This window comes from Paenibacillus liaoningensis (genome assembly GCF_059609455.1).
The window spans coordinates 291,545-313,599 of the sequence record NZ_JCAALU010000010.1 but is presented as its reverse complement, the minus strand read 5'-3'; the positions used below and the strand labels follow the sequence as shown (position 1 = coordinate 313,599).

The window sequence follows — 22,055 nt, the reverse complement described above, 5'->3', positions numbered from 1 at the left end:
GTCTTTCATTATAATTCAGAATTCGCCGCTTGGGCATGATCTGGCGCAAACTTTAGGAAAAAATATTAGCATTTCCCACTCAAAACACAAGAATAAACGGCTGACGCCGTCCTCTGGCGGAAAAAGCTCGTTTCGCGGTGAAATATAAATCAATTTATAAGCTCAAACTTATAAATTCTTATATATCAAAAAAGACCCCTGTCTACACAGGGGCCCTGCAAAGCTTCCGATAAGTCGCTCATTCAGGCTGTTTTTTTCATAAAAAGCCTGCTTCTATTTCTCTTTCGCGCGCTCGGGAAATATCCCATCCAAAATAGCATCGACGCTAAGAGGAAGATCCTCTCCCTTTAAGTACACTCCATTCTTGATCGAATAAGCCAGCATTTCCTTTATATTCTCCACGTACTCTTCCTCATTCGTTGCAAGAACTGGCAGCACGCCATAAAATGACAGCTCGGCAATGATCGCATCTCTCTCCTCTGCCAGCGGCTCAACATATTGGCGTGCCTCTGTGGTTTTCGGCGCGCTGCCTGTTGCTAATAGCAATTGCGCTTCCGGCAGCAAAGCAAGCAGCTCGTCAGACAGCTTTTTGGAGGACAAGTCGTCCTTACGCTTAACCTCCGCGGCTATTTGCCGAAATTGGACCCGCAATGCGGCAAGCCGCTCTATGTGAGCACGAATGGCTGCAATCTCAAACTGGGCCTTGTTTCTTTCCATCGCGTCGTCCTCATTATAAGGATGCATGTCTTCTGCCTCCGAAAAAAGCCGCTGCGCCTCGGAAAGGTCGCCCTCCTTAAGCACCTTGTCCCCCTGCCTGATCAAATCATTAGCCTGGTCTATAATGCTTGCAATCTCTTTTACTTTTCGCTTGGTCTCCTCATGCTCCGGGTCAAGCTTCAGAATTCTCCCATAGACCAATTCAGCAGATTCAAAATCCTTTCGCTCATACGCCGCATCGGCCGTTAGCATAAACTCTCCAATTTGCTGCTGTTTAAACCTGTCCTCACAAGCTGTCAGCATCAACACGCATAGGACGGCAACGAGCACAGCCATCATACGGTCTCTTTTCCAATTCCCCACTATCTTTTCATCCTTTCTCCATATTCCTATGAAGTATATCGGATGAAGCTCGAAAATCTTGAATCAAGCGTTGTACTGCTGTAACGCAAACAGGCATCTTTCGCCATCGCTATGGCAGGAAAGATACCTGTTTGTGTTCTAGCAAGCTTCGCCTAGGTTAACCGCCTATTACAAATAGGCCAACGACTTGACGATGCTGCTTATGAAGGCTAGTTGGTCGGGCTTGGGACAGCGCTAGAGCTAGGACTGCCATTAGCGCCTGTGTCCGCAGCTTCATCCGCTAAAGGCTCAGTCAGCGTATATTCAGCAGCACCAACCTTTACCTTGCTCGCTGCAAGCAGCTCCACATCCTCGCCTAAATCAATAACGACGCGGTTCGGATAATCGCTCGGGTTGGGCTGCGCTACGCTGCCAGCAGATCCTGGCTCGCTAGTTGCTGCTCCATCGGGGCTTGCACTGCTTCCGCCGCTGGCGGCTGCATTGTCGCTGGCGCCAGCACTTGCATCCGGCGATGGCGATGCGTCGCCAGGACTTGCAGATGCCGCATCCGCATCCACCGTCCCAGCGGCTGCATTTTCTACATTGCCCGTATTGCCTGACGCTGCATCGCTGGTTGCTGTAGGAGTGGGCGATGGGCTATCGCCTGGGCTCGCGGAAGCATCGCTTTCATCCGTACCTGCTCCCGGAGTTGCCACAGGAGCCGTCGTGCAGCTAGGAATGAACGTGAGGCCGCTGTATTCCTTGGTTTCTCTATCTGCTGCCACAACAGCCACCGTCTCTGGTGAAAAAGCGCTGCATATCGCAGCAACCGTGAAGCGGAATACGAGTGTCGTCGTTTGCTTGCCGTCAACACCTTCCTGCTTTGCCGCATACACGAGTGTATCCGGAATCGCCACTCCTGGAGTGGTCAAGCCTGGCCCATCCGTCGCACCTGGAAGATTGGCCCCTTCCTCAGGCTTATCCCCGCCACCAAGCGCAAGCAAGCCGCCAATGCCTACCATTAGAATGGCGAAGGCAATAATTATGGAGAAGAGGAACGGTTTGCGATTTTGCCGAAACAGCTTCGCCAGAGGCGAAGACAGATCCCCTCTCACCTGCTTGTAGACAGCTTGCAGCCTTGGGCCCGCCTTGGAAAAATACTGATTCCGATTCGCCCGGCTCTTGAAAGCATCGCGATCATGCTGCCTGAAATAATTCGTAATGGCGGTTGCATACGCAGGCACGAAGCCTCGCGGCCGCATAAAATCCTCATGGCGCTCCGACCATGCGAAAAATTGATAAACGAGCTCTTTTTCCCCCGCGCTCTTGCGAAGCGTATCCAGCAGCCCTGCATAATCAATCGTCTCCATGTCCGAGCTGCGATAGAAGGCCAGCACGAGCTGCTCAAACCGCTCGGCTTTCATTTCCGAATCGACCGTCAGCATCCAGCGCCGTCCAAGCTGCTGAACGCGGTCGATTTCGACCGGGGACAGCTTTGCGAACAGGCTTGCCTTCGGCAGCGGTTTGAAGAACCAATCGTAAGCCGCTTTAATAATAAGCGCCGTCGACTTCTGCCTAGGATCAGTCAATTGAGCGTTCCACTGCTCTAGCCGATCCGCCTTCTCCAAAAAGCTGCCTTTGAGCAGCTCACGCTGCGACAGCCGGTCCAAATCAAGCTCCGTCAGCAGCGTCCGGTATGCGACAAGCTCCAGCTCAAACAGCCGGACGCCGATTCCCGCTGTCAAATGGTTCGTCTTCACACGGCCCTCGTCGCTGTCGAAAGCGGAAGAGCTCAGCTTGTCGAGCTGCTCATGCACTTGCTGGAACACCTGCACAGGCTGCGCCTCATCTATCAGCTTATCCTTAAGCTGCTGCCTGAAGAGCTTGTGAACGACATCATTATCGAGAATGGCTGGGAATTCTTTGCCCCATTTGCCCATGAAAATAATAATATCCTTCGCCGATCTTGTATCCCGCAGCTTGCCGTCCAGAAACGGGAGCAGCAGCCGTTCGAGCAGTGCTCCGTTCGCCAGCATTTTGCTGACAAAGTCCTTCAGCAGCAGCGGCTCGGCCTCCAAGGCTCCATAGTAGGCAGCCATCGCTTCCGCTTGGCCCTGCTGCTGTGCAGCGAGCAAGGAGCGGATGAAGAAATCGACGATTTTGCCTCCATTATATTTGCTGTCGATGTGGTAATAATCCTTAAAGCTCTCCGCAATGAACGGCTCAGGCACACGGCCGTCACGCACCGCATCAAACTCATAATCGAAGCGGGACAAAAATAAATCATTCATCCGCATGCGCTGCGTAAGCGCTCCTGTCGGCTGTAAATACTCCAGCATCCCGCGCAGCACGGCGCTTTTGTGCATTTCATACAGCTCGTCGCTGCCTTCCTCAACTTGGAACATAACGCTTAGCTCATGGTAAGAACCGAGTGCCATTAGCCGCTCCTGCCCCATGCCGCTAAGCATCTCCTCAGCGAACTGATAGAAACGCTCGGCACGGTCCGGCTCGTCCATAACGCTCCAAGCAAAATCCAAATAAGGGTGCTCTCCCTTATCCAAATCGACATTTAGGAAACGATCATTAACAAAATCAAAGGTGTAGTCCTTATCCGTATTGCGGTCGCCCGCCCGCAGGCTCCCCTTCTCAACGAAGGTGAGCTGAATCCCTTTGCGGCTTTGCGGTTCTTTGGAAAACGTCATGAAGCCCAACTGCTTGCGGAATGCATAAGGCAAGCTCGCATACAGCACCGCCAGCAGCGTCTTCGCTTGCTCCGACAGCTGCTGGACAGGCACATTCAGCGCCACATATACCTTCTTGCGTCCGCCAACGGCTGCCATAACGGCAAACAGCAGCTGCTTGAAGCGCTGCTCGCTAATGTTCAGCGCAGCGAGCGCCGCCCGCTGATTGGCAACGCCCGCAAGTCCAGCACCGCCGGCAGCAGAGCTAGCGGCTCCAGCCTCGCGAGGCGCCCAAGCGCCGCCCGCCGTTAGCGGCAGTGCCGCCAAATCGGGCAGCTCCATGCCCTGCTCAATATCGTAGCTGTCCACGAAGGCAGCGCCGAGGAAAGCTTTATAGCTATCTGGATCAGCATCCGCAATCGCGGCAGGAATGACGTAGTTGTGCGTGAAGAAGGCGCTGCGCAGCCCCGTAAAGTCAACGGCTTGATAGATGCTGCGGCCGACAACCGCCTCGCCGCTCTCCAGCCGCAGCACATACGCTGTTTCTGGATAAGCGGCGCCATCCTTCTCGCCGCTTGCGGCCAGCTCAGCTGGAGCGTCATAGACGCAAAGCGGATGCAGCTGCTTTTTCACAAACTGCTGATCCAGCCCTTCGGACTTGGCTACCGTGTCATAACCTTCCGTCGCCCGAAAAATGCCGCGGCGTTCCCGCGTATACAACTGCTGGCCAATAGTAGAGGTAGAATGCTTCACTATTCTCTTCTCCCCTCTATATAACCCAGCTTATACAGCAGCCATATAAATGGCTCATCAACGCGGATCGGGCTGACAACCGTCTCCATCTTCTGATTGACCGGATTGCTGCCGAGCGCCGATACCGCATAATAGGCTGTATCCTTAAAGTAAACGTCCATCGTCCCTTTAAACGGGCGGTCAACCTTCTCGATAAAGCGCCGCATTTCGCCATCAATGTTCTCAAACTCGGTTAAGTTGAAATAATTGCGATGCACCATATTGTGAAAAATGTTGCTGTTCGACTTAATATATTCGCCTTCCTCATCCTTGAGCGCGTGCAGCATGTCGCTCTTCGTCAAGACGACGGCGGTTGGAATATCCGTCTTGCTATTGTCCTGATACGCGATAAAATCCTTGAACATCGTCAGCACGACGTCCCTTGGCTCATCATATTGCGGAGCCCACTCGCCCGGCTTGTCGCCGTGGTTAATGCGCAGCTTCTCGCGGATAGAGCGGATTTGCAGCGGATCGACCATGAACAAAATGCCGGAGGAGTTTTTAATGTGCTGCCCATGCAGCCCCAAATAATCCTCCTCGACCATGCCCTCGCCCGCCACATCGAAAAACACCAGCGTCAGCGGCGGCTTGGACTCGTCACGGAAGACGAATTGAAAAATAAACGGCTCCTGCATTTTTTCCTTCTGCGTAGAAGCCAGCAGATCGCCGCGACCAAATAGCGGTTCCTCATAGTTCGTGCGGAACTTGCGGCTGATCTCCGCCGTAAGCGGCATGCACGCCGCGTTAAAATGATCGGCGGTCGTATTTTGCAGCGTATGTATGAGCGCTGTCATATACACCGATTTGCCGACCTGTGAAGCGCCAATAATCGAAATAATATTGCTCGGCACCTTGCCCGACGTCACCGGCAGCTCATTATGGCATTTCGGACACAGCCTTCTGCGCGTCAGCTCGCCGTAGCGGTCGTTCAAGCCGATCAGCACTTCGCCTGCATAGAGATGCTTCTCCTCCGGCACATCCTCGGGATGAATAACAGCCTCAATATCGTGGACAGAATCGAGCCCGAAGCGCTCTCTATAACGGTTCAGCTGCTCGTCCTCGCCCAGCGCATAATCCTCATCGTCCTCGCGGCTGTGCGTGGCACGAAATACGACATCTTCCGGTGCAAACTTGCTGAAGCAAAATGGGCATACAATATCATAAGAGCCTTGAAGCAGCTCTGCTTGCGGTTTTCTTTTTAAAAAGTCAAAAAAGCCCATGCCTTATCTCCCCTTCCTGCTGTCATTCCGGCACCAGTTCGTACAGCTGTGCGAAACGCGGGCCATCGGTGAAAAATACACGGACGAAGTCCTGCTTGCCGACCTCGATTGGCGGAAGCACATTCCGCCCGGAGGCGAAAGCGGCGGCAAATGGATACATCATGCCATCGTCCTTGCTCGCTGGATAGCCCCCCGCCTTTTTCACATAACACAATACATCCTTGGCAATCGGCACCTCCGCCGTCACCTGAATGGAAACCGTCTTATAGCGCTGAAGAAAGCCGGTCTTCTGCTTGACGGAATAGCGGATTTTCGCTCTGCCGGCGCTCACATCCAGCTCGTTGCGGCCATCGCTTTGCAGCCAGATGACTTTGCCATCCTCCGCTCCCTCTTCATAAATGTAGACGGTGAAGCGGTAGCGCCCGATGCCTTCCAGCCTCATATGATAGCCGTTGTTCGCCTTGTATTCGGCCCTAGTATATAGCTTTAATGATGCAAGCTCCGGCGTTCCTCTGAATGCCGCCTGCTCGGCCTCCGCCTTGCCGATATAAACCGCCTCGACGCCGCTCGGCCACAGCCATTGCAGCGTGCAGCGGTCGCCATTCAGCGTATGGGATAAGCCGTTGATGCGCGGCGAATCGCCCTCTGCCTCCACAAATCGCATCTGTCAATCGCCCCCTAGCTGACTTCTAAAATCCATGATTCCGGCTATCCTTCGAGGTTCCGTCGCCGCTCGATGCTCCGCGCTCTCTCGGGACTGGAGCCCCGCGGCGCCTGTCGTTCACCGGCCGGCTGTTTTCTCTAATCGGCACGATCAAGGTGAATAAGGAGATCATAATTGCAAGCAGCGCAATCGCCATGAAGCGGGTGAACGAATCACTGAGTAAATGGCCAGACAGCCACGCTTCCAGCACGAGGCCCGCCAGCAAGCCGCCAACTGCACCGCCAATGCCGAAGCTGCGCGCCAAATAGCGATTGTCGAAGAACAGCCCGATCGCTACGCCCAGCACACCGCCGATCAGCAGCATCGAGATGACGCGAACGATTTTGTAAAACGTTGCATCGGCCATCGGTCCCGTGCGCTCGGTGACGAGCGTGCGATCATCGATCGTATCGTAGATCGTCTGGAACGCTGTAGATACCTCTGTCGCCTTCTGCACATCGTAATAAGCGCCGCCTGTCGACTCGGCAATGTTGCGCAGCAGGTCCGCCCCTCTCGAATCCACGAGGCTGAGGCCGACGGAATTAATCGCAATCTGCTGCTCCTTGTAGAGCGCCAGCTGCGGAGCCACATCGGATTCACTGAAGCCATCCGACAGCAAAATCACCATCGTTCCGCGCTTGCTGTCCGCCTTCGCCTCAATCGTCTTCAACGATTCCTCCAGCGCGACGCTGAAATTCGTTCCGCCATCCGTCGGCACAAACGAGTCAATCGCCGCGTTGATTGCTGCCTTATTGGCAGCCGAGTCTACGCTCGTAAACGGCAGCACCTGCTCCGCCAAATCGCTGAAGCCCACAATCGCGACGCGTTTGTCATTGTCCATCTGGTCAATAAGCTGCTTCGCCGCCACATAACGCTGATTGTCCGGGTCCGTCTCCGCCATGCTGCCGGAGTTGTCGATGACAAGGACAATATCCTTCACCTGCTTTAAGCCACCAATATTGAGTCCGTAAAAAAACTGCAGTCCCCAGCCCGCTGCAAAAAGCAGCACAAGCGTCGCTGGCACGAACAGCTTCCACGAAAGCCCTGTGTAGCGCTGGCGCCAGGATGAGCCGTTCAAATGTGGATTGACGAGCTCTGCAACAAAGCAGCCGAGCCCGATAAATAATGCGAGTACGCCGAAATACAAGCCCATGAGAACCGAACGCGGCATATCGCCCGTCCACTGCGCCAGCATCAGTTCTCCGATGGCGTAGCCGATGAATCCCCCTATTAAGCTAAACAACAATAGTAGCAGGTTTATTTTTCGCTGCATGTGTATAGCATCCTCTCTTACATTCATTCGGCTTATTCCCTGCGCCCCGGTCTAACGCAGCTCCGGCAAGCCCGCCGGGTCCACGCCGTGGAACGCATAGCCGTTCTCTCTATATGTCTCGTAATACACCTTGCCGTTGCGATAATACAGCAGGTCTTCAAGATGGAAGCCGCCCATCAGGTTCAGCTTCTCCACACCGCTGCTGCGCTTCTCGTGAATGCAGCCAAGCTTGTAGATCCGCGACGTTTCGTCGACGCCAAGCGCATACTGCACAAACTCGCTGTCCGCGTCGCCGAACATATATTTTTCCTCGTAGCGATGCTCATGCGTGTAGTCCAGCAGCCGAACGTTGATCGACGCGTTCTCCTCCAGCGTCCGGTAGAGGCGCTTGAACAAATCCTCTTTCGCCAGCGCCTGGCGGTTCGTGTAGTCGATCGTCACATTCGCCCTGCGAAGCAGCTCCTCCTCGAACGTCTGGGCGAATGGCTCCGCCGTCAGCACATGCTTCAAGCATAACTGGGCCAGCTTATTTACGTAGGCCTCATTGCCCTGCTCCAGCAGCTCCGCCGCCGAACCGAGATAACGCTCATCAAACCAGATGCCCGCTCCCCGCTTATCCTGCACATCCAGCACAATATCTGCCGTTACCCGAGCGTAATATTCAAAAATATTTTGCCCGATGTAATCGTCAGCGGTCTTGATGCTTTGCAGCGCCGTCAGCTTCATGACATCCGCCATATCCGCCATTTGCTTGACGCGCAGGCGATACAGTTCATGAAGCTGCTCCAGCTCATCCGCCAAGCGGCGATACAGGGAAAGCTCCAGCTCCAGCCGGAGCAGCTCCCATTTCTGGCCATACACCAGCCCAAAAAAAGCACGGATAAACGAACGCAAATTTTGCTTATCCATAAAAGGCAGCCGCTGAATGCGGACATCTTCCGCGCGTCCCGACTGCGTGCGCTCCAACTCCTCGCGCGCCTGCTCCACCGCAATCGCCAGCTCTTTAATGCGGCTGCGGACGCCTGCGAGCACACTGCCATCGTCGCCGCTTGGCTCCGTCCAAGCACATAGCTGGTAGAAGCTAATGTCCGCGCGCTCCCGCTCGAACTTGGCAACCGCACGCCGCATTTCCGGCGCCGCTCCAAATTCGGACAGCCGCTGCTGCGCCGTGCGGGCAAAATGATTATGGAAAAAGACAGCTGCCCCATCCCCGAACAGCGCCTCCTCAGCGTCTCTCAGCGATAATGGCTTCAACTGCTCATATCGGACGCCAGAGGTTAGCAGTCCCGTCATGTCGGCAAGCTGCTCCTCGCTTGGCAGCAGCTGCGTCAGCATCGCATCGACCGAGGCCGGATCGAGGCCAAAGCAGGCAAGCTTCTCCCGCATGCTGAGCTCAGGCTCCTTCGCCAGCAGCTCGGATAGCTGCATGTGCAGATGATACAGCACCGTCAGCGCAATCGAATAATTCGGGCGCTTCACCTTGGATAGTCCCGCTGAGACGAAGCCCTGCCTGCCTGACTCCGTACGCAGGCTGTTCTTAAACGTCGAGTTATTGTAGCCGCCGTAGGCTTCATCTGCCTGCGCATCCTTGCGCTTGCGGTTTTTGAGCAGCTGAATGTGGCAAATGATATCATAGTTGTCACGAATGCCGTTAACGGCGGTCATGCCCTTCTCATTGCGATCCGACAGCACGTAGACGAGATCGAACAGCGGCGACGGCGGGTGAACGACCGGAATCGCCAGCCCGTCGCCCGTCACCTCAAGCAGCGCCGAGAACGTATAGTCCGGCCGCTGCATCCCTTCCAGCTCGCGCAGAAAGCTCACGCCAATAGCGCTGGCGTGAGCGAAGGTATCCATTTGCTCACGCTCGCTGATTAGCGTATAAAGATCCATCTGCACGGATTTGAACGATTGCTGAAAAATCGCCTGTGCCAGCAGGGAAATATCCGGCACCAGCGCATTCATCGGGTCATCGGCACGCGTGATAACCGCCAAATGCAGCCGATCGAAGGAAGCATACAGCCTGCCATAATCGGCAATTGTATCGCTGACGCCGCGAAGCGCGCGGTTCAGGTCAGCCAAATAGCCGGCATTGCCGCGGAAGGCTTCCCATAGCTCCTTGCGCCCCGCCTTATGGTCGCTGCCAAACGACGACAAGCCGTCCAGCACGACCTCAGTCACCTTGGCGGCATTGGCGGCGCTCGCCGCCTGCCGTCCGTTTCCGCCGGCATATGCTGCATTGCCGCCTGCGTAGCTTCCGGCAGAAGCGCCTGCTGCTCCGGCGGCTGGCGGCTGCCCGCCACTTCCGCTGGCTGAGCCGCCGCTCCTTGAAGTGGACGCGGCGTGAAAATAAATCACGCCAGCGCTATTTTCCCATTTCGCCGCATTCATCTGAATCATCGGCTCAATGGCTTGCCCCGCCTCGTCGCCAATATACAAAAATACGGTCGGATAATGAATGATGCTCTGGTCGTCTCCATGACCGCTGAGCATTTGCTCGGCAGCCGCATAATCAGCTGCATACCGCTCCAGAAGCTCTCTCATAGGCCTACTTCAACTTTCTGCGTATGTCGTTTAGTTTGCTCGTCATTTGCTTGTAGAACTGGTACAAATCTTCTCCGTTCGCCAGCTCAATCCGCTCGTACTCCAGGCGGTCACGGGCGTCGAGGAATGCGCTGAACAGCTCATCCAGCTTATGAACGAGCAGCTTCGTATCCTCCGTTGCCGTCAAATCCGTCACCCGGCGCGATGCTTTGCGCAGCAGGGCGGCACGGTTTTTCTCATCCAGCCCCCGGAAGCTCTCGAACACTTCATGCTCCACGAAGCTGCTGCTCTTCATCAGATTGGCGAATGGCGCCCACGCCTCTTCTTCTGGGTCGCGGTCATAGACATAAAGCGCGCCTTTCTTCACAATCGTTTCCGTATAAAGCGCCTCAATAAATTGATCCAGCCACTTCTCCTCATCCTGATGCAGGCTCAGCAGCTTCTCAAGCTCAAGGACCTTGTCGCTAATCGCATCGTATTTCGCCAGCTCCTCGCGCACACGCGCCAGCAGCTCTGGGGAACGAATGAGATTTTCCTGCGCCAAATCTTCATTCAGGCTGCCGAAAATATCCTTCACTCCATCCGGTGCCAAGCCTTCAGCCAGCAGGCGGCGAAGCTCAATGACAGCGCGCTTCACTTCGCCAAGATTCGGCTTCGCAGCGCTAGCCTCCATATTGTACGAGCTGAGCAGCGCTTGCAGCTGGAATGGCTGGGTGAACTGCACCGCATAACGGCTGCTCATGCTGTTGTCGACACCCTTCTCGCTAATAATCCGGTAGCCAAGCGCACGCTGGAATTCGGCACGCACGCGGGCATTATAGCCTTTCACCCTCGCATTGCTGTACGTATCGCCCCATGATTTCTCTGGAATTGGCGAAGGCAGATTCGTCCAGTTGACCTTCTCCGTCATGACGAGATGGCGGCCGACGCCTTCTTTATCGAGAATCGTCCGTTCATAGCTTTCCTCATACACCTTGAGCGGCGTATAGACGAACAGCGGCACGCCATTTTTCGTATTCAGCCAGAAAATCCGGTTTTTCACTTCACTCTCTTTAATGGTGAAATGCGATTTTCCTACCGCATTGCTCTGGTAATTGCGAATGCCCTTGAGTATGCTCGGCGCATGCTGCGGCACCGATACGAAGCCCCATGAAGGGAAATGCAAATTGCCTGAGCTATTGCTCAGATTGAACACGGCAACTGCCTCTTCATCCAGCTTCGTCGCAATAAAGCGCTCGACGAACTTCTCAATCGATTCGTCATTGCCATATTTCATCACGAGGAAATCTTCCATTGATCTCGTAATCAAATCGCCGAATTTATCGGTCAGGAAGTCGGAAATGGAATTGACGATGTCAATGTCCTTCTCCTTCACCCACTGGTCGGAATGGTCAAGCAGCCCCTGCGAGAAGTCGCGAATGAGATCATCGACATCCTTCTTCTCCATAATGCGGGCGATCACATCGGAAATGTCCGGCACGCCTACTAAATTCCAATAGTAGGTTTTGTTGCCCTTGTGATCGGCTTGCTCGTCGCCATTGATCAGAATATCGCCATTTTTCGCAAAAATGCCATTCAGCACGTTCAGCACTTCAGTAAATACACTGTAGAAGCGATTGTTCTCGTTGTTCAGCAGCTGATACAGATCCTCGTAGAACTCGATCATTTGCTCGGTACGCTCTACATCGGCGCGCAGCCAATATTCATTGATTTTAGCTTCAATGTAGCTGTTTTTCTTCTTGTCCTTGGACACGAAGGCGCTCTTCGCATCGCCCATCCGCTCTTCCGCTTGAATGCTTGCCGACTCAATGTCGCGCGGCAGGCGCAGCAGCGTTTCGCGCAGCACTTCAATGTAGGAAAGCAGCATTTTCAGCAGGCAGAAGCCCTTCTCGGTGTGCAGCAGGCGGGATACGTAAAACGGTCCCTGCTCTGGATGCAGGAAGGTACGGCGGATTTGGTCGGTGAACTGGCCGACGATTTCCCCTGGCAGCTGCTTCTTCGCTTTCACATATTCCTCGCGGGCACGCGTCAGGAACGTCTGCTCCAGCTCGGTATCCATGTTGACCACCTGCATTTTCACTACATTGCTGTAGTTCAGGCGCTCACTGTTCTCAAAGCCCGGAAGCGGCTCAGGCACGCGCGACTCAAACGTCTTGATCATCGTATCGAGATCAATGCCGAGCTTGCGGGCGAATTTCTCCACATCGTCCTGAGTCGGCGCTTTGTGGAACATTTTATCCATTTTGCTAAACAGGCGATACGCCAAAAAGGTCGTCATTTCCTCAATCGGCAGTACCGCCGACGAAGCGCCAATAATGTTGTAATCATAGTTCGCCGGATACTGCTTGTTCATTTGTGCAATATTCGTGCGGATGTTGCTGATATAGTCGTGAATAGCAAACTCTTCGCCGGATTGCTTATCCTCGCTCGCCATAAAGTTCGTAATATTTTCCGCTGTCACGTTCATGCAGTAGTCATAAGCGTTCTCCAGCAGCTTGCCCTCCGTGTTCGTCGCCGAAATCAGATGGCAAAGGTTAAACGGTGGAAGCGGCGAATTGACGCTGAGAATGCTGCCGTACTGCTGCTTGAAGCGCTCGCCGCGGGCATCAACATTCATCCAGTAGTCGAGCTCTTTGAGCGCGGCGTAGCCATTTTTCTTAATATATTCTCTAGTATGCTCGCTTAAGCTTTTGTTTGCGAGATTAATATCCGGCGTAAAAAGGTACCCCAGCGTGTTGACGCGGTCAACGCCCGCCGAGCCATGATCGCGCTCAATAATACCGCGCACGATATACGAAATATCAAGGAAGCAGCCGCTGCCCGTACCACCGGATAGACCGGTAAGCAGGAATACCATCAGCTTTTTGCTTGTGCCGACGGAAAGCGTCTTAATTTTTTTATCGATGCTTTGCACAACCTGATTGATTTTCGTAAAAAGCAGCAGACGCCCAGCTTGGCGTACGCCTGCCGCGCCGTTCATGCCATCGGTAATGCTCAGCTCTGGCGACAGCCAGTCGGTGATGTACGGCTCCAAAATGCTGCGGTTTTGCAGCAGTCCGCCGACTTCGGCATTGGAAAGCAGCACAAACTCATTGATTGGGTCGAGGCCGATGCCTTTATATTTTTTGTTGCGGTCCTGTTCATTGGTCTCAAAAGCTAGAAATTCGACGTTATTAGGCCTTTCCAGCTTGCGTTTGGACAAGGGATCTTCGGGCAGCTTAAAACGGCGGTTGATTTGATATTTCAGGCGCAGCAGCGCATCGATGCCGGTGCCGCCGAGTCCAATGATGAGAATAGGATTATCGATCGTATCGACGCGAATTTTCTCACTGACGATACCTCCGCCTAATGAAACGTCTAGCTGCTGGATATGTTCTCTAACAATCGGCTTCATTCGTTCTACCTCCAAATGGTATGAATCATTGCTCTATACTTGTTAGAAGAATGGTGAGAAAGAAGCTGCATTGCATGAAAAGATTGGCAACTGATCGCCATTACCCTTGAATTTCTATTAATTATTCCCCAAGGGGGAATTTCAAGGATAAAAGCATATGCTTACGAAGCTGCTTTCCTACGGAAAGCTTTAAACGAACGCTAACGCTTCTCCAGTCCAATCTTTTCATTCCATTCCGCTTTTCTCACCATACCTCTAACCCTATATTCCCACAAAAGTCTATCTACAATAGACGACCGCAAGGCCCTTTCCCCCTCGCAAATCCCCTAATATTTTTGCTCCATGCTCCTTATGACAGAGGCCTGCTCCTTGCACAAAGAAAGACTTGGCGGACACAGCAGACGCTATTTCAACTGAATTATGGTTTTGCCATAAGTAGCGGACTCAGGAGCCGCTAATGCGCTGCAAATGGCTGTTTTGACGGAATAATGGGTAGGATAACGGCTTTCCAGTCCGCTTGCCCCCTAAAATCGCATTAAAAACCAAAATAGCGGAATCTCAGTCCTTCAAAAAAGGAGTACGCATCCTGAGCGACTCGATCTCGGCCATAATCTCAGCAGGCCGACTCCAGATTGCTTATACTCCCTAGTTCTTGCACCTCATCTTTCATCTTTCATCTTTTATCTTTAGGTTCACGGGGTGTTCTTCCCCGCTAGAACCCCCATGGTTTTAATGTTCTTTAAAACCCTTGCGGTGAAAGGGGAGCGGAGTGAAGTGAAAGGTTTGAGCTGGAGAAGCGGAGCGTTCGCTTAAAGCTTTCCGTAGGAAAGCAGCTTCGGAAGCATAATCCCCTGCCCTTGGAATTGTACCGCTGAGCGGTTTATTCAACAATTCCAAGGGCAATGGCGATCGTAAGCCAAACCTTTCACGCCGCGCAGCTCCACCCTTCACCCATCCGTTTTACAAAAACCAAAACCATCTAAACAATATATTCGATAAAAATCGTCTTATCGATCTGCTGCAAAGGAATCGTCAACCGCTCCCCGCTCTTGACCTCCAGACCGCCGCTGGCATCAACCGCACGCCCGGATTTCTCCACCGTGCACGGCGAGCCATTGCGAAGGACAAGGCGATCGCTGTTGCCCGGCACGAATATGAGCTTCTCCGTCTCCTTCAGCTCCGGTGCCAGCTGCAGCAGCTGATGCAGCGAGAATTTGCCCCGGAAGGCATTCAGCTTCTTATACTGCGGGAACGTTTTGTCGCCCGTATTTTCATCGCGAATCTCGATGACCATCTGACCGACAAAGCCGCGCCGCGCCTGCTTCAGGTAACGCATGATGAAAAAGGCAGCGACCAGCAGCGCAATCAGCACAAGCGCTCCAATAATGACCGGAATGAGCGGGAATGGCTTATCGCTTTCCGCCGCAGTCCCAGTGCCTGTGCCCGCCGAAGCGCTGCCTTTAGCACTAATTTTTACGACAGCTGTTTCACGATAGAAGCTTGCTTCTTCCGCGCGAACCTTGAGCTCATAATCATGTTTGTCTGCCACCTTATAAGTGCCTTCAAAATGATCGCCCGCATTGTTCAGCTGAACTTCCTCTGTATTACCCGTATCCAAATCATTGACGTACAGAACCGCCTTCATGTTGCGGTATTGCTCCTGATCGCTCAGCTTATTCCCGCCGCTTACCAGATAAGCGTTAATCGGGATGCTGTCCCCTTTGCTGTATGACGAGCTTGGCAGCTTATCCATCTCCAGCGCCAGATCATAGTTGAAAATAAGATTGATATCAATTTTGTCGCGATCCGCGCCCTTCACTTGAAGCGTCCAATCACCCTCCTCCGGCTTCAACAGCTTCATGAGGGAGTACGTTTTGGACGTCGAGAGCAGCACCTGATCGCTCGGAATAGCTATTTTGTTGCCGGATGGATCAATCAGCCTCGCCTCTACCTGCTTGGAGGACATAATGGATATATTCGCTTCGAGCACGTTGCTGTTCGGCACTGTGATTTTGACATCCTGATAGTTGCCGTCAGCTGTAAAAGAATCGACAGGCACAACATTAAGCTGCAAATGGCTGGCGAAAATTTCACTCAGAATTTGCGGCAAATCAGCCGCCGTATTCGTTGAAAACGACTTGCCGCCTGTTTGCTGCGACACGCTCTCAAGCGCCGCTTTATTCAGCTTGCCATCGGCATTCAGCCCAATCGTATAGACCGGATAACCTTTGCTGGTCGCTTCCTTGAGCGCAGCATCCATATCTGCATCCGAATCGGCCTGCGTACGGCCCGACTTCGAATTAAAATCATTGTTTCCGTCCGCCAGCACGATGATCAGCGGCTCATGATCGGGGTCGGCCCCGTCATTCAAAATTTGCACCGCCTCTTTCACGCCGACAGCGATGTCGGTATAGGCCCCTCTTTTGAGCTGGTCAATGAATTGCTTGAGGTTCGTTTTATCGGCATCCGAGCTAATTTCAAGCAGCGCCTTCTCCCGCTGAATTTGATCGGTATAAGATACGATGCCCACCTGATCGCCCTTCTCGGACAGCATGTCGATGAACATCTTCATCGCCTCGTTGCCGATGCCGCCCGGATCGCTCGTGCTCATCGACTGGCTGACATCCAGTACTAGAACGGCGTCGATTTGCGAGCTCTGCGCGGCTGCATGTGCAGGAGCGGGAGCAAACCCGGCTAATGGAAGCAGCGTTATAAGAAATAACATGGTGAGGTAACGATATATTTGAATCATCTTTTGGCTCCTTCTCCACAAATTAAGCATATTGGTCCTTGTTGTCTTAATAATGATATACTGTCAGTATACCTGATAGAATCGCTTAAATCACTTCAAGCATAAGAGAGGACTCGCGCTTATGGTTACATACGTATGTCTAGGAATATTGTTTCTTTTCGTCTTGCTCCGGGGTATCCACTACTACAACCAGCGTAAAAAAGCACCTACGCCAGAGCAGCTTGATCAGCTTGCCTTAGCTATCTTTAAGAACAGCGATCGGGGGAACTCTTGATGAAAAAGATACCCGTGCAGCTGAATCCCTACATTAAAACACGACAAGCTTATGAAAAGCTTAAAATTTGCCGCAGCTGCGGCCGCTTCACCATACTCGGCGATAAAATATGCCCCTCCTGCGGAAAATCTTCCCTCATTAAACTGGAGAAAAAGGCGTCGTCGCTGCAACGAAGAGGTTTCGTAAAGGAAACTATTCTCATCCTTGCCCTTGTTGCCGCTGGAATATTCTTTTCAGAGTCGACTTTGCAGACGAGTCTTTGCGCCGCTGGCGGCGTAACGGCACTCATCCTTCTATGGATGCTTCGCCGCAACACCAGCGCGGAACGGCGCAGCTACCAGCTAGGCAAGCTGCTGCAGCGCGAATCGTTTAAGCTTGTAGATGGGCTGCGGCTCGACCGCGAAGCGGCGATCGAGGTGTTCCATAACGACGAGAAGCAGCAAGCGTATGAAATGCTGCGCGAGATCGGCACGCTCGTCCGTACGGACCAAATTAAGGTAGAGCAAATTTTACTGCTGCAATCGTTCGTACTGCGCAAAGATATGGATCTGATGTTGGAGCCGCTGCTGCTCGACCATTTCAATCCGGACCTTGTCTTGTATATGGGCGAGCTAACCAAGCTGAAACGGGATTTGCTGAAGGAGAAGGCGTTCCGCTACGCCCTTATTCATGAAGCGCAAATTTTGCGCATGAAGGACGGCGAGCAAATTCTCGTCGGCATTGCCGGAGCAGCCGTGCGCTTGAAGCGCTACGTCATTTTATACCCGCATCTGGTTATGCGCTATGCGCGCAAGCTGCCGAAGGACCGCTTTCTGCGGCTCTACAATGTCATTCGCAATAACCCGCAGCATAACTGGGGAGCGCTTGGCACAGAAGTTTTCGAAATTTATAATGAAAAGTACAAATGGGACACTCAGTTTCAATAGAACGGCTCGTTGCAGCTGGACTGAAGCTGGAAAAACTTCCTTTTCTCTATACTACCTATTTTTAGGTGAAAAGAATAGCGCAAACCCAGCTTTTGCTGTCGAAAAACAGCTCTCTTCGTACGTTTGGACGCCCTAATGGCATAGGACTTGCCCAATTACGGGAGAAGGCGCGCTGGCTCGCGCGAGAGGGGCATTTTTCGGCAGTTTCACACTAGTTTTAGCGATTCGACACTACCTTTGTCACCCTAGCAGGGAGTACCTTATCCACAACGAATACTTTACAGCAAAGACGAATGAAACGAGGTGCTCGCTAATGAATCTGTTAAAAACGAAAGATGCTGCCAGACAGCTAGCTGTGAGCGAAACGACGATCAGACGCTGGGTTGCCCTTTTCCCTGCCTCCTTTAGCAAGGATATGTTCGGTCACTATATTTTCGATGAACCCGCTTTAGAGAAGCTGCAAAGCGTAAAGACGAAGCTGGAGGCGGGCGAGCTGCTTCATGAGATGACCTTGCCTGAGCTAGCTCAAACGGTTGGTGTCACGGGGCTGCAGCAAATGGCTGCCGGGGCTGCTGGTGCCGCCATTCCCTTCCCCGCTTTCAGCCCGGAAGAGACGAAGATCAAAATCGAATCCGCTTGGGATTTCAAAAATCCGCAGGAAGAGCTGGCAGAGCGCCTGGAGCGCATAGAAGGAACGCTGGCGCGCAAAGCGGACGAGGTCATTGGCGTGCAGCTGCTTCATCACCGCGAGGAGCTGGAGGAAATCCGCCAGACGCTCAATCAATTGGCGGCTTCCCTGTCGAGCATGCAGGAGCGTAATAAGCAGCTATCGTCGCTCGTATCCGTGCAGCCTGCCGCAGGAGGCATGGAGCGCAAGCCGCATAAAAAAAGAGCACTCTTCCGCCTGCCCTTCTCCTTCTTCTGAAAGGGGCGCCCGTCCGCCAACTCCTAAATTTCAAAAAAGCCAAGCCACCCTCTCCCATTGTGCAGGAAGAGAATAGCTTGGCTTTCATTTTTGTATAGTCCAGCTTTGTGCGTGGTCTGGCCCAGGAACTACAGCGTATTGACGAATCGCTCCAGCTCATTGGCTACTGCAAACAGGCTGGCCCGATTTTCAAATTCATCCCTCGTCTGCGGCAAAGGCAGCAGCTTATGATATTCGCGAACACCGCGCAGCATTTCATAAAAGTAATCGTAACGGTCTTCTCTCGAAGACTCAGCCTCGCCAACGTAGGCGCTGAGCAGCTCCATACATTCGCCAATCCGTTCGCCTTGCTCCAGCTGCGACGTAATTTGCGAAACAAGCGGCAGCAGACGCTCGAGCAAATCATATTGCTTGCGCTTCTGCTCAAAATATTGACGATAGCTCGGCCCCTTCTTGAGCGGCCTGTAATTTTCCGCATCGAGCTGGGCAATCTGGCTCGCCTTCCGCAGCACCGTTTCCAGCTGCAGCAGCTCATTGCCGTCCCACAGCGTATATCCCTTCTTCAAATACAAGGCATATTCCTTGAGAATGACGGCAATATAACGCTCTGTCTCCTGCTTGTAGCGGGTCATTTCCTTATCAATACTCGGCATGTAGCTGTTTACCAGCAGCGCAACGCCAAGGCCGATCACGACGACGAACAGCTCATTGAGCAAAAAAGAAACCTCGACCTTGCCATGGACAAATACATGCATCATAATAACCGCACTGCTGGCGATGCCTTCATGAATGCGCAGCTTCACGCAAAACGGAATAAACAGCAGCAGAACGACCAAGAAAGCATACGCATGGTAGCCGAGCAATTGAAACATGAGCATGGAGAAAAGCATGCCCGTCATGCAGGCAAGAAAGCGGCTGATGGCCGCCTGATTCGACTGGCGGCGGGACCGCTGAATGCACAGCAGCGTCAAAATACCCGCTGCCGTAAAGTTTTCCAGCTGCAAATAATGGGCGATTAAGATTGACAGGCTGACGCCAACTGCCGTCTTAATCGTCCGAAAACCGATTTTAATGACTTTCACCTGATTTCATTCCAGTTGTAGTGTATGCTCGAATCATAGCATACATCCGCAAATGTAGTAAAATCGCCCTTTGCTATCGGTTTATTGCTGATACGAGATGACTTTTTTAATAAATCCATGCATTTCCAAACCCGTTGCGTTCATCTGCTCAATAATCTCCATGAGATTGCTGACCAGCTTCGCTTGCTCTTGGGAAGACGAAGTAATTTCGGCAATTTCCGTCTCCATCAGCTTGATTGACTCCTGCACCAGCTTGAGTGACTGCTCAATTTGCGTAGTCGCTCCTTTCGTATCCACGGACAGCTTGCGAATTTCCGATGCCACTACGCCAAAGCCTGCTCCCGCTTCGCCTACACGCGCTGCTTCAATCGCCGCATTGAGCCCAAGCAAGTTGGTTTGCTCTGAGATTTCGCGGATAAAGCCTGCGACTTTATTGACATCGCGCGACTTTTCGACCGCTTCCTTCGTATTAATTAAAATTTCCTCGGATGTCGAGTTCAGCTGCTCCGAATGGGCAGCCAGATGCTGAACACCATCGAGCAATTTGCCATTAAAATGCTCCGTCTTATCCATGAGCTGTGCAAGCAGCTCTTGATTATCCATTTTGTAGGTGACGCACAGGCAAGCCTGCATTTCGCCCTGTTCATTTTTTATGGGCAAAAATAAGCAATCCAGCGGTACACCCGTTATTTCCTTCGGAATATGGGCTACCGTCTTCTCGTTGCCATTGTTCAAATCCTTATAGTTCTGATTAATCTCCAGCAAAGGGTCACCGGATTTATATCCAAGCTTGAATGGGTCCTCTGAATCAAAATAAACAAAGGTTTTCTCATCAATGATGGATAATGAAACATTTTCACGAATCATTTGTCGAATGTAAGGCATGGCTTCAATCAGAGCTTGAACGGTAGTCATAGTTTCCCATTTCCCCTTTATTAAAAACGTTATACTATAATATCGACAGCAAGGTTAATTTTATGGAGTGTTAATTCACAATAATTCTAGCGTACTATTTTATGAAGGACTTCTGATTTGATATAAGGGAAGGTCGAATAAAAAAAAGACATAGCGCTTCACTGAAGAAGCCTATGTCTCTATATTCATTACACTTCCAAAACCTCAACCTTAACCCACTTCTCTGTCGCATGGCTTTTCAAAATAGCATCCGTCGTGCTCATCGAAATATGCCCATCCAAAAACGTTGCGAAAGGCGGCTCTTCGCCGCTTAGATGCTTGCCGTCGCGAATATACGCATAGAAATGCTGCATCATGTTCTTGATGGCATCCGGCCAGCCTTCATTATGGCCCCCCGGATGATGAATCGAGGAACGGGCGTCTGCCGCAAAAAGCGCCGGATCAGCCATCAGTACCTCATTCGCCTTGTCCCGGTAGCCAATCCACAGCTTTTCTGCCTCCTCCTGATTCCAGAAGGTCGATTTCTCCGTGCCATTCAGCTCAAAGCTGAGGCGGTTTTTGCGTCCCGCGCTCACTTGCGAAACCGAGAAGGCCCCCTTCGTGCCGTCGGTAAAACGGAGCAGCACGGTCGCATAGTCTTCCGTATCAATCGCTACATCTTCATATTCCGCGTTATCTCCCTGCTTCTGGTACGTTTCGGAGGCTTGCTTCGCCTTCTTCCGTACCGGATGCACGGTCGAGAAATCGGCGAATACCGCGTCTATCTTTTTCCCTGTGACATATTTAATTAAATCGCACCAATGCGAGCCTATATCCGCTATCGCTCTGGATCTGCCGCCGATCTCCGAGGACATCCGCCAGTTATAATCCGTTTCGTACAGCAGCCAGTCCTGCAAGTAGCTGCCGTGAACCAAATTGACTTTGCCTAAATCGCCGTCCCTTACCATCGATGCAAGCTGTTGAATGATTGGAAACTGGCGATAATTGAAATTAATGCCGTGGACGATGCCTTTTTCCTTCGCGAGCCGCAGCAGCTCTACCGATTCCTCGCTTGAAATGGCCAGCGGTTTTTCCGACAGCACATGCTTGCCCGCTTCAATCGCTTCCTTCGTAATCTGATAATGCAAATGGTTCGGCGTACAGTTATGAATCGCCTGAATATCGGGATTTCTCAGCATGTCCCGGTAATCGCCATAAGCGAGCGGCACACCCAGCTCCCGTGCCTTTTTCTCTGATGAGCTCTGGTCCGAGCCGGAAACCGCTACTACCTCTACAAAGCCAAGCCTTCGGCAGGCCTCAATATGCGCGGGGCCAATAAAACCGGCTCCAATTACGCCTACTTTTATTTTTTCCACTTTCTTCACCAACCCGTTAGTCTAATGGAAGAAGCTTAATTTCTGGTAAGCGCTTTCGCTATCCTAATCCTGATTCCCTTTCAGTGTAGCGCTCGCCTCGCCTTTCGTCAACGTGCACCCAGCAGGGCAACTGTACCGATTCATTCCAACAACATAAAAA

Annotated in this window: 13 protein-coding genes; 2 read left to right on the top strand and 11 right to left on the bottom strand. The window is 52.4% G+C overall.

Going from position 1 to position 22,055, the window contains the following annotated elements:
- Positions 1–273: 273 nt before the first annotated feature.
- The 8 genes from AC6B99_RS17345 to AC6B99_RS17310 form a co-directional block, all read right to left on the bottom strand.
- Positions 274–1,080 (bottom strand): hypothetical protein, encoded by an 807-nt coding sequence (locus AC6B99_RS17345; protein ID WP_494882654.1) that lies wholly within the window; start codon positions 1,078–1,080, stop codon positions 274–276.
- A gap of 209 nt (positions 1,081–1,289) precedes the next feature.
- On the bottom strand, positions 1,290–4,493 hold the full coding sequence (locus AC6B99_RS17340; protein ID WP_496663862.1) for a GAP1-N2 domain-containing protein: 3,204 nt from the start codon (positions 4,491–4,493) through the stop codon (positions 1,290–1,292).
- Positions 4,493–5,752, bottom strand: a complete 1,260-nt coding sequence (locus tag AC6B99_RS17335) for a TRAFAC clade GTPase domain-containing protein (RefSeq protein WP_099517533.1) — start codon at positions 5,750–5,752, stop codon at positions 4,493–4,495. Before AC6B99_RS17335 ends, AC6B99_RS17340 begins: the two co-directional genes overlap by 1 nt.
- Before the next feature lie 22 nt (positions 5,753–5,774).
- Positions 5,775–6,416 carry a beta-mannanase gene (locus tag AC6B99_RS17330; RefSeq protein ID WP_494863730.1) on the bottom strand — a complete coding sequence of 214 codons (642 nt, stop codon included), beginning with the start codon at positions 6,414–6,416 and terminating at the stop codon, positions 5,775–5,777.
- Between the two features lie 25 nt (positions 6,417–6,441).
- The gene (locus tag AC6B99_RS17325; RefSeq protein WP_494863728.1) at positions 6,442–7,728 is read right to left on the bottom strand and encodes a VWA domain-containing protein; all 1,287 of its coding nucleotides are present in this window, start codon (positions 7,726–7,728) and stop codon (positions 6,442–6,444) included.
- A 51-nt stretch (positions 7,729–7,779) separates the two neighbouring features.
- Positions 7,780–10,272, bottom strand: a complete 2,493-nt coding sequence (locus AC6B99_RS17320) for a transcription initiation factor TFIID (RefSeq protein ID WP_494863726.1) — start codon at positions 10,270–10,272, stop codon at positions 7,780–7,782.
- Between the two features lie 4 nt (positions 10,273–10,276).
- Positions 10,277–13,666 carry a tubulin-like doman-containing protein gene (locus tag AC6B99_RS17315; RefSeq protein ID WP_496663861.1) on the bottom strand — a complete coding sequence of 1,130 codons (3,390 nt, stop codon included), beginning with the start codon at positions 13,664–13,666 and terminating at the stop codon, positions 10,277–10,279.
- A gap of 979 nt (positions 13,667–14,645) precedes the next feature.
- Positions 14,646–16,418 carry a vWA domain-containing protein gene (locus AC6B99_RS17310; RefSeq protein ID WP_496663860.1) on the bottom strand — a complete coding sequence of 591 codons (1,773 nt, stop codon included), beginning with the start codon at positions 16,416–16,418 and terminating at the stop codon, positions 14,646–14,648.
- A gap of 273 nt (positions 16,419–16,691) precedes the next feature.
- Between AC6B99_RS17310 and AC6B99_RS17305 the strand changes: the two genes are divergently transcribed.
- A complete protein-coding gene (locus tag AC6B99_RS17305; RefSeq protein ID WP_081418675.1) occupies positions 16,692–17,618 on the top strand; it encodes a zinc ribbon domain-containing protein in 927 nt (308 codons plus the stop codon).
- A gap of 313 nt (positions 17,619–17,931) precedes the next feature.
- On the top strand, positions 17,932–18,543 hold the full coding sequence (locus tag AC6B99_RS17300) for a hypothetical protein (RefSeq protein WP_056032071.1): 612 nt from the start codon (positions 17,932–17,934) through the stop codon (positions 18,541–18,543).
- A gap of 128 nt (positions 18,544–18,671) precedes the next feature.
- Here AC6B99_RS17300 and AC6B99_RS17295 read toward each other — a convergent pair whose 3' ends face one another.
- From AC6B99_RS17295 to AC6B99_RS17285, 3 genes are all read right to left on the bottom strand, one after another.
- Positions 18,672–19,625, bottom strand: coding sequence for an aromatic acid exporter family protein (locus tag AC6B99_RS17295; RefSeq protein ID WP_081418676.1), 954 nt, complete (start codon positions 19,623–19,625; stop codon positions 18,672–18,674).
- A gap of 81 nt (positions 19,626–19,706) precedes the next feature.
- The gene (locus tag AC6B99_RS17290) at positions 19,707–20,540 is read right to left on the bottom strand and encodes a methyl-accepting chemotaxis protein (RefSeq protein ID WP_056032074.1); all 834 of its coding nucleotides are present in this window, start codon (positions 20,538–20,540) and stop codon (positions 19,707–19,709) included.
- Positions 20,541–20,728: 188 nt separating this feature from the next.
- Positions 20,729–21,895, bottom strand: coding sequence for a Gfo/Idh/MocA family protein (locus AC6B99_RS17285; RefSeq protein ID WP_056032077.1), 1,167 nt, complete (start codon positions 21,893–21,895; stop codon positions 20,729–20,731).
- Positions 21,896–22,055 lie beyond the last annotated feature (160 nt).

What these genes read in the sequence shown, in the direction of transcription:
- AC6B99_RS17325 (WP_494863728.1), bottom strand. Translation starts at nt 7,728, where the DNA reads ATGCAGCGAAAAATAAACCTGCTACTATTGTTGTTTAGCTTAATAGGG.
- AC6B99_RS17330 (WP_494863730.1), bottom strand. Translation starts at nt 6,416, where the DNA reads ATGCGATTTGTGGAGGCAGAGGGCGATTCGCCGCGCATCAACGGCTTA.
- AC6B99_RS17290 (WP_056032074.1), bottom strand. Translation starts at nt 20,540, where the DNA reads ATGACTACCGTTCAAGCTCTGATTGAAGCCATGCCTTACATTCGACAA.
- AC6B99_RS17300 (WP_056032071.1), top strand. Translation starts at nt 17,932, where the DNA reads ATGAATCTGTTAAAAACGAAAGATGCTGCCAGACAGCTAGCTGTGAGC.
- AC6B99_RS17310 (WP_496663860.1), bottom strand. Translation starts at nt 16,418, where the DNA reads ATGATTCAAATATATCGTTACCTCACCATGTTATTTCTTATAACGCTG.
- AC6B99_RS17335 (WP_099517533.1), bottom strand. Translation starts at nt 5,752, where the DNA reads ATGGGCTTTTTTGACTTTTTAAAAAGAAAACCGCAAGCAGAGCTGCTT.
- AC6B99_RS17305 (WP_081418675.1), top strand. Translation starts at nt 16,692, where the DNA reads ATGAAAAAGATACCCGTGCAGCTGAATCCCTACATTAAAACACGACAA.
- AC6B99_RS17320 (WP_494863726.1), bottom strand. Translation starts at nt 10,272, where the DNA reads ATGAGAGAGCTTCTGGAGCGGTATGCAGCTGATTATGCGGCTGCCGAG.
- AC6B99_RS17315 (WP_496663861.1), bottom strand. Translation starts at nt 13,666, where the DNA reads ATGAAGCCGATTGTTAGAGAACATATCCAGCAGCTAGACGTTTCATTA.